Origin of the sequence: Streptomyces sp. NPDC047853, assembly GCF_043204535.1 — a bacterium.
Taxonomy (GTDB): Bacteria; Actinomycetota; Actinomycetes; order Streptomycetales; family Streptomycetaceae; genus Streptomyces.
This window is the reverse complement of record NZ_JBIDCI010000003.1, coordinates 13,798-26,763: the sequence shown is the minus strand read 5'-3', so window position 1 is coordinate 26,763 and position 12,966 is coordinate 13,798. Positions and strand designations below refer to the sequence as shown.

13 protein-coding genes are annotated in these 12,966 nt (G+C 71.5%); 8 read left to right on the top strand and 5 right to left on the bottom strand.

Going from position 1 to position 12,966, the window contains the following annotated elements:
- Nucleotides 1–8: 8 nt before the first annotated feature.
- On the bottom strand, nt 9–872 hold the full coding sequence (locus ACGF5T_RS06950; RefSeq protein WP_366768641.1) for a zf-HC2 domain-containing protein: 864 nt from the start codon (nt 870–872) through the stop codon (nt 9–11).
- Nucleotides 869–1,411, bottom strand: a complete 543-nt coding sequence (locus tag ACGF5T_RS06945) for an RNA polymerase sigma factor (protein ID WP_356608654.1) — start codon at nt 1,409–1,411, stop codon at nt 869–871. Before ACGF5T_RS06945 ends, ACGF5T_RS06950 begins: the two co-directional genes overlap by 4 nt.
- Nucleotides 1,412–2,084: 673 nt before the next feature.
- Here ACGF5T_RS06945 and ACGF5T_RS06940 point away from each other — a divergent pair.
- From ACGF5T_RS06940 to pstB, 7 genes are all read left to right on the top strand, one after another.
- Nucleotides 2,085–4,325, top strand: coding sequence for an RNA degradosome polyphosphate kinase (locus ACGF5T_RS06940; RefSeq protein ID WP_356608656.1), 2,241 nt, complete (start codon nt 2,085–2,087; stop codon nt 4,323–4,325).
- On the top strand, nt 4,306–5,514 hold the full coding sequence (locus ACGF5T_RS06935; protein WP_392887131.1) for a CHAD domain-containing protein: 1,209 nt from the start codon (nt 4,306–4,308) through the stop codon (nt 5,512–5,514). The genes ACGF5T_RS06940 and ACGF5T_RS06935 overlap by 20 nt, the downstream gene beginning before the upstream one ends.
- A 31-nt stretch (nt 5,515–5,545) precedes the next feature.
- A complete protein-coding gene (locus tag ACGF5T_RS06930) occupies nt 5,546–5,992 on the top strand; it encodes an NUDIX domain-containing protein (RefSeq protein ID WP_356608658.1) in 447 nt (148 codons plus the stop codon).
- A gap of 206 nt (nt 5,993–6,198) precedes the next feature.
- Nucleotides 6,199–7,326 carry a phosphate ABC transporter substrate-binding protein PstS gene (gene pstS / locus ACGF5T_RS06925; protein ID WP_366769108.1) on the top strand — a complete coding sequence of 376 codons (1,128 nt, stop codon included), beginning with the start codon at nt 6,199–6,201 and terminating at the stop codon, nt 7,324–7,326.
- A 124-nt stretch (nt 7,327–7,450) separates the two neighbouring features.
- Entirely contained in the window at nt 7,451–8,461 is a 1,011-nt protein-coding gene (pstC, locus tag ACGF5T_RS06920; protein ID WP_356608662.1) for a phosphate ABC transporter permease subunit PstC, read from the top strand.
- Entirely contained in the window at nt 8,458–9,516 is a 1,059-nt protein-coding gene (gene pstA, locus ACGF5T_RS06915; protein ID WP_366769107.1) for a phosphate ABC transporter permease PstA, read from the top strand. Before pstC ends, pstA begins: the two co-directional genes overlap by 4 nt.
- Before the next feature lie 49 nt (nt 9,517–9,565).
- Nucleotides 9,566–10,342 carry a phosphate ABC transporter ATP-binding protein PstB gene (gene pstB, locus ACGF5T_RS06910; RefSeq protein ID WP_356608666.1) on the top strand — a complete coding sequence of 259 codons (777 nt, stop codon included), beginning with the start codon at nt 9,566–9,568 and terminating at the stop codon, nt 10,340–10,342.
- A 127-nt stretch (nt 10,343–10,469) separates the two neighbouring features.
- Here the strand turns inward: pstB and ACGF5T_RS06905 are convergent, their stop codons facing one another.
- Nucleotides 10,470–11,468, bottom strand: a complete 999-nt coding sequence (locus tag ACGF5T_RS06905) for an inorganic phosphate transporter (protein ID WP_053133398.1) — start codon at nt 11,466–11,468, stop codon at nt 10,470–10,472.
- A gap of 7 nt (nt 11,469–11,475) precedes the next feature.
- Entirely contained in the window at nt 11,476–12,096 is a 621-nt protein-coding gene (locus ACGF5T_RS06900; RefSeq protein WP_053133402.1) for a DUF47 domain-containing protein, read from the bottom strand.
- A gap of 266 nt (nt 12,097–12,362) precedes the next feature.
- On the opposite strand from ACGF5T_RS06900, the gene ACGF5T_RS06895 reads away from it, so the two are divergent.
- Nucleotides 12,363–12,770: a metal-sensitive transcriptional regulator gene (locus tag ACGF5T_RS06895; protein WP_356608668.1), complete on the top strand. Its 408-nt coding sequence runs from the start codon at nt 12,363–12,365 to the stop codon at nt 12,768–12,770.
- A gap of 28 nt (nt 12,771–12,798) precedes the next feature.
- On the opposite strand, the gene ACGF5T_RS06890 is transcribed toward ACGF5T_RS06895, so the two are convergent.
- Nucleotides 12,799–12,963, bottom strand: a complete 165-nt coding sequence (locus tag ACGF5T_RS06890; RefSeq protein ID WP_356608670.1) for a hypothetical protein — start codon at nt 12,961–12,963, stop codon at nt 12,799–12,801.
- Nucleotides 12,964–12,966 lie beyond the last annotated feature (3 nt).

Genomic DNA, 12,966 nt, shown 5'->3' with positions numbered 1-12,966 from the left:
GGGGGACCTCACGCGGCACCGCGCACGGCGGTGTCGAACCGGTCGCGCACCAGCAGCAGCAGCCCGACGCCCGCCACCGCCACGGCACCGCAGACGCCCTGCCCGGCAGCGGTGAACGGCGCGAGCGGAACGTCGTCGGCCGCCCGCGCCGCGCCCGCCACCGACAGCACGGCCACCCAGGCCCCCGCGACCGCGGACGGCGCGCCCACCGGTCCCAGCCGGGGCGTCAGAGCGAGCCCGGACGCGGTGAGGGCGAGCCCCGGCAGCAGCCAGGCGAGGGCGCTCAGCTCGAACCCCGGCAGGGCGAGGCTCGCCAGGGCTCCCGTGCCCAGGGCCACGACGAGCACGGCGACCGTGCGGATCATCAGCAGCCGGAAGCCGTGCAGGGGCGCGACGACCGCCATCTCGTACGTCGGGTCCAGCGCCGGCCCGTAGGCGAGCGCCACCCCGGCCAGCGGCAGCAGCGGAGCGAGCGCGAGGAAGAGGGTGGGCCGGCCGGCCGCGCCCGCCGAGAAGGCCACGACGAAGGTCGTCAGCAGTACGGTGACGACCGCGCCGAGCCAGGACCGGCGCAGCACGGGGGTCGCCGCGAGCAGCCGCGCGGTGCCGTCGTCGACCCCGCACCGCACCAGCAGGCCCTCGAACCACCCCGGCCGGGGCGCGTCCAGCTCCGCGTCGAGCCGCTCCCACCCGGCGTCCAGGGCGGCCGCGTCACTGACCCCGGCGAGCACCGCCCGGCAGTGCGCGCAGGCGGTCAGGTGGGTGTCGGCGGACCACAGCAGGGGCGCCGCCAGCTCCCCCCGGGCATAGGCCCGCAGGTCGTCCTCGTCGATGTGCCAGGCCGCCCGGCGGCGGCTGTCCTCGTCCCTCATGCCAACGCCTCCCGCAGCTGCCGGCGGGCGCGCATCGCCCGCGTCTTGACCGTGCCCGGCGGGATGCCGAGCAGGACGGCCGCCTCGCGGGTGGTCAACCCGTCGACGACCGTGGCCTGGAGCACCGCGCGCAGCTCCGGCGAGAGCCGGACGAGGGCGCCGGCGAGGTCCCCGTGCTCGACCCCGGCGAGCACACGCTCCTCCGCCGAGACCTCCTCCCGGTGCCGCAGCCGCCCTAGCGCCTGCCGCAACCGGCCCCGCGCCCCGTCGCCGCGCGCCGCGTCGACCAGCCGCCGCGACCCGATCCGCCACAGCCACCCGGCCACGTCACCGTCCTCCCGGTACCGCGCGCTCCCGCGCCACACCGCGAGGAACGTCTCCTGCACGACGTCGTCGACGACACCGCCGTCGGCACACCGGCCGCGCATCCGGGCGGTCAGCCACGGCGCGTACCGGCGGTACAACTCCTCGAAGGCTCCCCGGTCCCCGTCGTCCGCGACGGCCCGCAGCAACTCCCCGTCGCTCCTCGTCTCGCTCACACCACCTCATCGGACGACCCCACCGGACCGGTTCACGATCTCAACGACCATTTCCACCCCGTCACCGAGGGGCGACGCCCCGCACCCGCACACGACGAGAAGACCCGACCAGAGCGGACGAGGCCCCGCACCCGCACACGGCGAGAAGACCCGAGCCGAGCGGGCGAGGACCCGCACCCGCGGACAGCGAGAAGAGGCGAGCCGGGAGACGAGGACCCGCAGTCCCGTACGGCGAGAAGACCCGAGCCGAGCGGGCGAGGACCCGCACCCGCGGACAGCGAGAAGGGGCCGGGCCGGGGGGTGTCCGCCCGCAGCGGTTGGCGCGTCAACGAACGGCACCCCGTTACCCGACCGATTCCGCGCCGTTCCGAGGACGGACACCCCCCGGCCCGGCCCCGACCCACAGACCACCGCACGCGCAACGCACGCCCCCACCGAACCCGCACAGGCCGCCGCAGGCACCCCGCGCCCCCGCCGGAGGCCCCCGCAGGCACCCGGCACAACCGCCGGAGGCCGCCCGCCGCTATCCCACACGTCATGTCCCCGTAACCATCGATTCAGACTGCCTTGCGACGCTCACCGAATGAAGCCGACCGTGCCGGAGCAACCAGGAGCAGAGCATTCCGCGCCCTCCGACGCGCCTGTCCTGCGCGTGGCGCGGAAGAATGGGTTCATGAGGCAGCCGAACAGCCAGGCAGAGGTCCAGCACACGCAGCCCTCCGTGGGCTCCATCGCCGCGCACCGCCCGCACACCGTGGCCGCCACGGTCTCCGACCTGGAGCCCGACATCGACGCCGACCTCGACGCGTACGAGGAGTCGGAGGAGTCCCAGGCCGGCGGCGCCCAGCTCCCGCAGGGCCGCTTCCTGGACCGCGAACGCAGCTGGCTCGCGTTCAACGAACGCGTGCTCGAACTCGCCGAGGACCCGAGCACCCCCCTCCTGGAGCGTGCCAACTTCCTCGCGATCTTCGCCAGCAACCTGGACGAGTTCTTCATGGTCCGCGTCGCCGGCCTCAAGCGCCGCATCGCCACCGGCGTCGCCACCCGCTCCGCCTCCGGCCTCCAGCCCCGCGAGGTGCTGGAGATGATCTGGGCCCGCTCCCGCGAGCTCATGGCCCGGCACGCCGCCTGCTTCCAGGAGGACGTCCTCCCCGCCCTGGCCGACGAGGGCATCCACCTGGTCCGCTGGAGCGAACTCGCGGAGAAGGAGCAGGCCCGCCTCTTCACCCTCTTCCGGCACCAGATCTTCCCGGTCCTCACCCCGCTCGCGGTCGACCCGGCGCACCCCTTCCCGTACATCTCGGGCCTCTCCCTGAACCTCGCGGTGGTCGTCCGCAACCCGGTCACCGGCCACCGGCACTTCGCCCGCGTCAAGGTCCCGCCGCTGCTCTCCCGCTTCCTGGAGGCCTCCCCGGGCCGCTACGTCCCCCTGGAGGACGTGATCGCGGCCCACCTCGAAGAGCTGTTCCCGGGCATGGAGGTCCTGCAGCACCACGCCTTCCGCCTCACCCGCAACGAGGACCTGGAAGTGGAGGAGGACGACACCGAGAACCTCCTCCAGGCCCTGGAGAAGGAGCTGATGCGGCGCCGCTTCGGCCCGCCCGTGCGCCTGGAGGTCGAGGAGAGCGTCGACCGCGAGGTCCTGGACCTCCTCGTCCGCGAGCTGAAGATCAGCGAGGCGGAGGTCTACCCGCTCCCCGGCCCCCTCGACCTCACCGGCCTCTTCCGCATCCACGGCCTCGACCGCCCCGAGCTGAAGTACCCGAAGTTCGTCGCCGGGACCCACCGCGACCTGGCCGAGGTGGAGTCCGCCTCCGCGCCGGACGTCTTCGCCGCCGTCCGCAGCCGGGACGTCCTGCTGCACCACCCGTACGACTCGTTCTCGACGTCCGTCCAGGCCTTCCTGGAGCAGGCCGCCGCCGACCCGGACGTCCTCGCGATCAAGCAGACGCTGTACCGCACCTCCGGCGACTCCCCGATAGTCGACGCGCTGATCGACGCGGCCGAGTCCGGCAAGCAGGTCCTGGTCCTGGTCGAGATCAAGGCCCGCTTCGACGAGCACGCCAACATCAAGTGGGCGCGCAAGCTGGAGGAGGCCGGCTGCCACGTGGTCTACGGCCTGGTGGGCCTGAAGACCCACTGCAAGCTCTCCCTGGTCGTACGCCAGGAGGGCGAGACCCTCCGCCGCTACAGCCACGTCGGCACCGGCAACTACCACCCGAAGACGGCCCGCCTCTACGAGGACCTGGGACTGCTCACCGCGGACCCGCAGGTCGGCGCGGACCTCTCCGACCTGTTCAACCGCCTCTCCGGCTACTCCCGCCGGGAGACCTACCGCCGCCTGCTGGTCGCGCCCAAGTCCCTGCGCGACGGCCTGGTCTCCCGCATCCACAAGGAGATCCAGCACCACCGCGCCGGCCGCCCCGCCTCCATACGCATCAAGGTCAACTCGATGGTCGACGAGGCCGTGGTCGACGCCTGCTACCGGGCGTCCCAGGCCGGAGTCCCCGTCGACGTGTGGGTGCGCGGCATCTGCGCGCTGCGCCCGGGCGTGGAGGGGCTGTCGGAGAACATCCGGGTCCGTTCGGTCCTCGGCCGCTTCCTGGAGCACTCCCGCGTCTTCGCCTTCGGCAACGGCGGCGAGCCGGAGGTCTGGTTCGGCAGCGCCGACATGATGCACCGCAACCTCGACCGCCGGATAGAGGCCCTGGTACGGGTCGCCGACCCGGCCCACCGGGCGGCCCTCAACCGGCTGCTGGAGACCGGCATGTCCGACGGCACCGCCTCCTGGCACCTCGGCCCGGACGGCGAGTGGACCCGGCACGCGACCGACGCGGACGGCCAGCCCCTGCGCAACATCCAGGAGATGCTCATAGACGCCCGGAGGCGCCGGCGTGGCACAGCGACACCTTGACCCGACGGACCCGCCGGCCACGGCGACGGCCACGGCCGCGCCCCCGGCCGCCACCGCTGCCGCCGTCGCCCCCGGCCGTTCCGCACCCGGCCGTTCCGCACCCGCGGACGCGGAGGCCCTCACCGGCTACCTGCGCGCCCAGGCCACGGAGTTCCTCCGCGCCCTGCGCCTGCACCGGGAAACGGGAACCGGCACGCACGGCGGACACGGCACGCCGGTGGCCCAGGGCGCCGAGAAGCCGCCCGCGGGCCCCGTGGACGCGTCCCGCCTCCTGCGCCGGGCGGCCCGCCGCCTCAGCGGCACGCTGCACACCTTCCAGCCCCTGCTGGACGCCGACTGGGCGGAGGCCATGCGCCCCGAGCTGGCATGGCTGTCCGGCACGCTGGCCCTGGAGCACGCCTGCGCGTCCCGCCTGGAGCGCCTGCTCGAGGCTCTGCACCGGCTGTCGGGGTCGTCGGCGTTCCCGGCACGGCAGCAGGGCCGGACGGCGGCCGTGGCGGTCACCGTGCCCGCCCCGCACCCGTCACCCCCGGACCGCGGCAGCCTCACCGTGGGCGCCGCCAAGGCGGGTGCGCTGCTCGACCGCCAGCTGACCCTGGCCCGCACCCGCGCGCACTCCACCGCCCTGCAGGCACTGGGCAGCAGCCGCTTCCACGCGGTCGCCGACAAGGTCGCCTTACTGGCCAGCGAGGTCCCGCTGAGGAAGACCACCGCGCCCACCACCGACCTCCGCCCGCTGGCCGCCGCCGCGGAGGACCGCCTGACGGACGCCGTGACCGCCCTCCCCCTCGTCACCGCCGGCAACCCGTACAACGCCCAGGCCCTGATCCACGGCCTCTCCCCGGACCCGGCACCCCACCCGCAGGACGCCCAGTGGCACCAGGTCCGCCTGCTGCTGCGCCTGCACCGGTACGCCCTCGAAGTGCTGTCCGGCGGGAGCGCCGGGGACGCCGAGGACCCGGCCCCCTCCCAGGACATCCGCCTCCTGGCCGCCGGCGAGGCCCTCGACCGCCACCGCGACGCCTCGGAGGCCGCCGCCGCCGCGGCCCAGGCCGCCCGTACCCCGCGCATCGCCCCGGCGACCGCGTACGCGCTCGGCGTGCTCCACGCCGACCAGCGGCATGAGGTGGAGGCGGCGAGGTACGCGTTCCAGCACAGCTGGCGCAAGGAACCGATCAGGCTGCCGTAGGACCGCCACCGCACGGGAGGGCGAGTACACCGTGAATCCGGCCGAGGACACCCCCGCCCCCACCGTCCGCGCCGCGGGCTGCGTCCTGTGGCGCCGCGCCCCCCGCGCCCCCGGCCTGGAACTGTGCCTCGTCCACCGCCCGAAGTACGACGACTGGTCGCACCCCAAGGGCAAGCTCCACCCCGGCGAGGACGCGCTCACGGGCGCCCTGCGCGAGGTCGCCGAGGAGACCGGGTACGCCGCCGCACCGGGCGCCGAGCTGCCCACCGTGCGCTACCTGGTGGACGGCCGCCCCAAGGAGGTCCGCTACTGGGCCGCGGCGGCCACCACCGGCGCCTTCACCCCCTCCGACGAGGTGGACCGCATCGTGTGGCTGGCGCCCGCGGCGGCCCGCGCCCGCCTCACCCGGCCCCGGGACCGCGCCCTCGTCGACGCCTTCCTGGAGTCCGGTCCGCCCGGGACCACTCCGTGTCCTTGACGTAAGCGTTCCGTGACCTCACCGCACCGTCCTCAGGGGTTCACCCTGCGTTCATTTACGGCCATCGGCGGCTTCACCTGTTCTGCCTAATTTCGGCCTTACCGGTACGGGGCGCATATCGAGAACGCGTCCGTATCCCCAGTCTTCATCGCAGTCCTCGCACGCCGCCGGATTCAGGACGGCGGCTCCTGGAAGGAACTCCCTCAGTGAAGCTTCAGCGCATGAACCGGCGGGCCCTCGCTCTCGGTGCTCTCGCCGTCTCCGGCGCCCTGGCCCTCACGGCGTGCGGCTCGGACGACACCAGCGGCAACGGCGGCGGCGGCGACGCCGGCGCCACCGCCAACAGCAACATCAAGTGCGAGGACGCCAAGGGCCAGCTCCAGGCCTCCGGCTCCTCCGCCCAGAAGAACGCGATCGACGCCTGGGTCAAGCAGTACGTGGCCGCCTGCAAGGGCGTGCAGATCAACTACAACCCGACCGGCTCGGGCGCGGGCATCACCGCTTTCACGCAGGGCCAGACCGCGTTCGCCGGTTCGGACTCCGCGCTCAAGCCCGAAGAGGTCGAGGCCTCGAAGAAGGTCTGCAAGGACGGCCAGGCCATCAACCTGCCGATGGTCGGCGGCCCGATCGCGGTCGGCTTCAACGTCCCGGGCGTCGACACCCTCAACCTGGACGCCGCGACGCTCGCCAAGATCTTCGACAGCAAGATCACCAACTGGAACGACGCGGCGATCGCCAAGCTCAACCCCGAGGCGAAGCTGCCCGACCTGAAGATCCAGGCCTTCCACCGCTCGGACGAGTCCGGCACCACGGACAACTTCACCAAGTACCTGAAGGCCGCCGCGCCCGAGGACTGGAAGTACGAGGGCGGCAAGTCCTGGGAGGCCAAGGGCGGCCAGTCCGCACAGGGCTCCTCCGGCCTGGCCGCGCAGGTGAAGCAGACCTCCGGCGCCATCTCGTACTTCGAGCTGTCCTACGCCAAGGACGGCATCAAGACGGTCGACGTCAAGACCGAGGCCGCCGAGCCGGTCAAGGCCACCGTCGAGAACGCCACCGCCGCCATCGGCGCGGCCAAGGTCGTCGGCACCGGCAAGGACCTCGCGCTGGAGCTGGACTACACCCCGGACGCCGCCGGCGCCTACCCGATCGTCCTGGTGACGTACGAGATCGCCTGCGACAAGGGCAACAAGGCGGAGACCCTGCCCGCCACCAAGTCCTTCCTGAACTACGTCGCCTCGGAGGACGGCCAGAGCCTGCTGGCGGACGCCGGCTACGCCCCGATGCCCACCGAGATCATCACCAAGGTCCGCGAGACCATCTCGGGCCTGAGCTGACCCGAGTGCGGTCCGGCCCCCACCCCGGGGCCGGGCCGCACCGTCCGGTGCACCGCCGCCAGGAGCCCCCCGCGGGCTCCGCCCGAGCCGCCGCCCACGACGGCTCCGCAGACCGGAGAACCCGATGGACACAACTACGGACACCCAGAAGCCGACACCCTCCCCCGCACCCCGGACCACCAGCCCCGGGGACCAGCGCGCCGCCCGCGGCGCCACCCGCCCCGGCGACCGGATCTTCCTCGGGCTCTCCCGAGGTTCCGGCATCCTGGTGCTGGTCATCATGGCCGCCATCGCGGCCTTCCTCACCTACCGCGCCACCCTCGCGATCAGCAAGGACGAGGCCAACTTCTTCACCACCTTCGAGTGGAACCCGAGCGGCGACCCGGCCGAGTTCGGCATCGCGGTCCTGGCCTTCGGCACCATCGTGTCGTCGATCATCGCCATGGTCATCGCGGTCCCGATCGCGGTCGGCATCGCGCTGTTCATCACGCACTACGCGCCGCGCAGACTGGGCGGTCCGATCGCCTACGTGATCGACCTGCTCGCAGCGGTGCCCTCGATCGTCTACGGCCTGTGGGGCGCGCTCGTCCTCGTGCCGCACCTGAACGGCCTCTACGGCTGGCTCGACGAGTACCTCGGCTGGACCGGGGTCCTGGAGTGGAACGGCGGCGCCCCGCGCTCGCTGTTCACCGTGGGCATCCTGCTCGCGATCATGATCCTGCCGATCATCACCAACGTCAGCCGCGAGGTCTTCCGGCAGGTCCCGCGCATGCACGAGGAGGCCGCCCTGGCCCTCGGCGCGACGCGCTGGGAGGTCATCCGGATGTCGGTGATCCCGTTCGGCCGCTCCGGCGTCATCTCCGCCTCGATGCTCGGCCTCGGCCGCGCCCTCGGCGAGACGATGGCCGTCGCCATGGTCCTCTCGCCGACCTTCGACATCAGCCCCAGCCTGCTCGACCCGGGCGGCGGCACCTTCGCGCAGAACATCGCCAGCAAGTTCAACGAGGCGACCGTGATGGGCCAGGACGCGCTGATCGCCTCCGGCCTGGTGCTCTTCGTGATCACCCTGGCGGTCAACGGCGCCGCCCGCATGATCATCGCCCGCCGCAAGGAGTACTCGGGGGCCAACGCATGAGCCACGCAACCCTTACCCCCAAGAGCCGCAGCTCCCTGCGCGGCGCGACCCTGCCCAAGTGGTTCCCCTGGGCGGTCGCCGCCGGCTCGGTCCTGGCCGGCCTGGGCATCAGCGCGGCGGCCGGGCTGAACAGCAGTATCCAGTGGGCGCTGATCGCCGCGGTGCTCTTCGTCGCCGGCTCGTACGGCATCTCGGCGCGCGTCGAGGGCGTGCGCCAGGCCAAGGACCGGGTGGCGACCAGCATGGTCTGGGTCGCCTTCCTGATGGCGCTGATCCCGCTGCTCTCCCTGATCTGGGAGACCGTGAAGCAGGGTGTGAAGGTCCTCGACGGCTACTTCCTGAGCCACTCGATGGGCGTGGTCGCCGACAGCGAGCCCGGCGGCGGCATCTACCACGCCATCCTCGGCACCCTGGAGCAGGTCGGCCTCGCCACCCTGTTCTCCGTGCCGATCGGCGTGCTCACCGCGATCTACCTCGTCGAGTACGGCCGCGGCCGGCTCGCCAAGGCCGTCACCTTCTTCGTCGACGTCATGACGGGTATCCCGTCGATCGTCGCGGGTCTGTTCGTCCTCAGCCTGTGGGTCCTGATCCTCGACATGGGCCCGTCCGGCATCGCCGGTTCCTTCGCCCTGTGCATCCTGATGATCCCGGTGGTCGTCCGCTCCACCGAGGAGATGCTCAAGCTCGTCCCGAACGAGCTGCGCGAGGCGTCGCTCGCCCTGGGCGTGCCCAAGTGGCGCACGATCCTCAAGGTGGTCCTCCCCACGTCGATGGGCGGCATCATCACCGGCGTCATGCTGGCCGTGGCCCGCATCACCGGCGAGACGGCCCCCGTGCTGCTGCTCGTCTGGGGCACCGACTTCATCAACGCGAACCCGTTCCAGGATCCGCAGGAGTCGCTGCCGATGTACATCTACCTCCAGTACAGCGCGGGCTCCGACCCGGCCTACGACCGTGCCTGGGCGGCGGCCCTGACGCTCATCGCGTTCATCATGATCCTCAACCTGGCCGCCCGCGGCATCGCGCGCTGGAAGGCCCCGAAGTCCGGTCGCTGACGCGGCCAAGGCGACAACAGTCAGCGACCCGAAAGAAGCAGTGATCTCCATGGCCAAGCGCATAGATGTCAGCGGCCTCAACGCCTACTACAGCTCCTTCCTGGCCATCGAGGACATCTCGATGACCGTCGAGCCCCGCTCCGTGACGGCCTTCATCGGCCCCTCCGGCTGCGGCAAGTCCACCTTCCTGCGCACGCTCAACCGCATGCACGAGGTCACCCCCGGCGGCCGGGTGGACGGCAAGGTCATGCTGGACGACGAGAACCTCTACGGCGCCGGCATCGACCCGGTCGCCGTGCGCCGCGAGGTCGGCATGGTCTTCCAGCGCCCGAACCCGTTCCCGACGATGTCGGTCTACGACAACGTCGCGGCGGGCCTGCGCCTGAACGGCAAGTACAAGAAGTCCGAGCTGGACGACGTCGTCGAGAAGTCCCTGCGCGGCGCGAACCTCTGGAACGAGGTCAAGGACCGCCTGAACAAGCCGGGCTCCGGCCTCTCCGGCGGCCAGCAGCAGCGTCTGTGCATCGCCCGCGCGATCGCGGTCGAGCCGAACGTCCTGCTCATGGACGAGCCCTGCTCCGCCCTGGACCCGATCTCCACCCTCGCCATCGAGGACCTGATCGGCGAGCTGAAGGAGCGCTTCACGATCGTCATCGTGACGCACAACATGCAGCAGGCGGCCCGCGTCTCGGACCGTACGGCGTTCTTCAACCTGGCGGCCGTCGGCCAGCCCGGCAAGCTGATCGAGATCGACGACACGGAGCGCATCTTCTCCAACCCGTCGGTCCAGGCCACGGAGGACTACATCTCGGGCCGCTTCGGCTAGGCCTGAACCCCTACCCCTCGCGGTGCTGCATGGCGGTGCCACCGCGAGGAGCACAAAGGGCCCGCCCCCGGTCTCCGGGGGCGGGCCCTCTCCGTCGCGCGCGGCCCCGCCTCGGGGCCGCTCCCGGCTACAGGAACGCCAGGTGGACCAGCCAGAACGAGCAGGCCGCCACCAGCGCGGCGGCCGGCATCGTGATGAACCAGCCCAGGATGATGTTCTTCGCGACACCCCACCGCACGGCGTTCACCCGCTTCGTGGCCCCCACACCCATGATCGCGGAGGTGATGACGTGCGTGGTGGAGATCGGCGCGTGGAAGAGGAAGGCCGACCCGAACATGATCGAGGCGCCCGTCGTCTCGGCGGCGAAGCCCTGCGGCGGGTCCAGCTCGATGATCTTGCGTCCCAGTGTCCGCATGATCCGCCAACCGCCCGCGTACGTCCCCGCGGAGAGCATCAGCGCACAGGCGATCTTGACCCACACCGGGATCGGGTCGCCGTAGTCCTCGACGTCGGCGATGACCAGCGCCATCACCACGATGCCCATCGTCTTCTGCGCGTCCTGGAGCCCGTGCCCCAGTGCCATGCCGGCCGCCGACACCGTCTGGGCGATACGGAAGCCGCGCTTCGCCTTGTGCGGGTTGGCCCGCCGGAACATCCACATGATCGCGGTCATCACGAGGTAACCGGCCACCAGCCCGATCACCGGCGACAGGAACATCGGGATGACGATCTTGTCGACGACCCCGTGCCAGTACACGGTCGTCCCCCCGGCCAGCGCCGCCCCGACCAGGCCGCCGAACAGCGCGTGCGAGGACGACGAGGGCAGGCCGAAGTACCAGGTGATCAGGTTCCAGACGATCGCGCCCACGAGCGCCGCGAAGAGGATGCCCATCCCCTTCGAGCCCTCGGGCGTCTCGATCAGCCCCTCACTGACGGTCTTGGCGATCCCGGAGCCGAGGAACGCGCCGGCGAGGTTCATCACGGCGGCCATCGCGAGCGCCGCACGGGGCGTGAGCGCACGCGTCGACACGGACGTCGCGATCGCGTTCGCCGAGTCGTGGAAACCGTTGGTGTACGTGAAGAAGAGCGCGACCCCGATGGTCGCGATCAGAGCGAAGGTGTCCATGGAGAGGTCAGGACTCCTTGACCGCGATGGTCTCCACCGTGTTCGCCACGTGCTCGAAGGCGTCCGCCGCCTCTTCCAGTACGTCCACGATCTGCTTCAGCTTGAGCACCTCGATGGCCTCGTACTTGCCGTTGAAGAGGTGGGCGAGCAGCTTGCGGTGGACCTGGTCGGCCTGGTTCTCGAGGCGGTTGACCTCGATCCAGTACTCGGTGAGGTTGTCCATGGTGCGCAGGTTCGGCATGGCCTCGGCGGTCAGCTCGGCGGCCCGCGCCAGCACCTCGATCTGCTGGTCGACGCCCTTGGGCAGCTCCTCGACGTTGTAGAGGACGACCAGGTCGACGGCCTCCTCCATGAAGTCCATGATGTCGTCGAGGGAGGAGGCGAGGTTGTAGATGTCCTCACGGTCGAAGGGCGTGATGAACGAGGAGTTCAGCTGGTGGAAGATCGCGTGCGTGGCGTCGTCACCCGCGTGTTCGGCGGCCCGCATACGCTCTGCGATCTCGGCCCGGGCGGATGCGTCCGCCCCGAGCAGTTCCATCAGGAGCTTGGAGCCCGTGACGATGTTGTCCGCGGAGGCGGCGAACATGTCGTAGAAGCTCGTCTCCCTGGGGGTCAGACGAAAGCGCACGTGGGTTCCTCGGGGTGCATCGGTTTCGGTCAGGCTGATGCTAGGCGCATCATCCGGCCACGGCTAACGGGCCGTCCCCCAGTGTCGCCCATCAGGCAGAGTGATGAGCAGGGGGGCGACGCCAGGGGCCGCAGCCGGGTTCCGCGAAGGGCCCTCTACCCCGCAAAGTTCGTTACCATATACCCGCCAGGGGTATATGTCCGCTATCGGCTCGATGTCGGTGCACTCCACCCGCCCCGCCCCCTCATCTCCCACAGGAGGACGCGATGACGACCACAGAGGCCGGCGCAGGTGCGCCCTCCCCCGCCGTGGACGCGGTGGTGCCGGAAGGAACGGACGGGACGGGGACGGACGGGACGGCGACGGACGTGGTGACCGACCACGACCGCGGTGTGCACGGCTACCACCACCAGAAGGACGAGCACCTCAAGCGCCTGCGCCGCATCGAGGGCCAGATCCGCGGCCTGCAGCGCATGGTCGACGAGGATGTCTACTGCATCGACATACTCACCCAGGTCTCCGCCTCCACCAAGGCCCTGCAGTCCTTCGCGCTGCAGCTCCTCGAGGAGCACCTGCGTCACTGCGTCGCCGACGCGGCCGTCAAGGGCGGCGCCGAGATCGACGCGAAGGTGGAAGAGGCGACGAAGGCGATCGGCCGCCTCCTGCGCACCTGACCCGCCCCCGAGCCGGGCGGCCCGGCGCCTACGGGTCGGAGCGCCGTTCCTCGGCCACGCGCAGCACTTCGTCGATGCTCTCCAGGCTGAGCCGCTCCCGGGCGGCCGACGCCGCGATGATCAGCTCCCCGCACAGCTCGATCTCGGCGAGGGCCACGTGGTCCTGAACCGCCGTACCGCCGACCGGAGCCACGCC

Coding starts and splice junctions, on each gene's coding strand:
- ACGF5T_RS06895 (WP_356608668.1), top strand. CDS start 12,363: ATGACGACCACAGAGGCCGGCGCAGGTGCGCCCTCCCCCGCCGTGGAC.
- pstB (WP_356608666.1), top strand. CDS start 9,566: ATGGCCAAGCGCATAGATGTCAGCGGCCTCAACGCCTACTACAGCTCC.
- ACGF5T_RS06940 (WP_356608656.1), top strand. CDS start 2,085: ATGAGGCAGCCGAACAGCCAGGCAGAGGTCCAGCACACGCAGCCCTCC.
- pstA (WP_366769107.1), top strand. CDS start 8,458: ATGAGCCACGCAACCCTTACCCCCAAGAGCCGCAGCTCCCTGCGCGGC.
- ACGF5T_RS06905 (WP_053133398.1), bottom strand. CDS start 11,468: ATGGACACCTTCGCTCTGATCGCGACCATCGGGGTCGCGCTCTTCTTC.
- ACGF5T_RS06950 (WP_366768641.1), bottom strand. CDS start 872: ATGAGGGACGAGGACAGCCGCCGCCGGGCGGCCTGGCACATCGACGAG.
- pstC (WP_356608662.1), top strand. CDS start 7,451: ATGGACACAACTACGGACACCCAGAAGCCGACACCCTCCCCCGCACCC.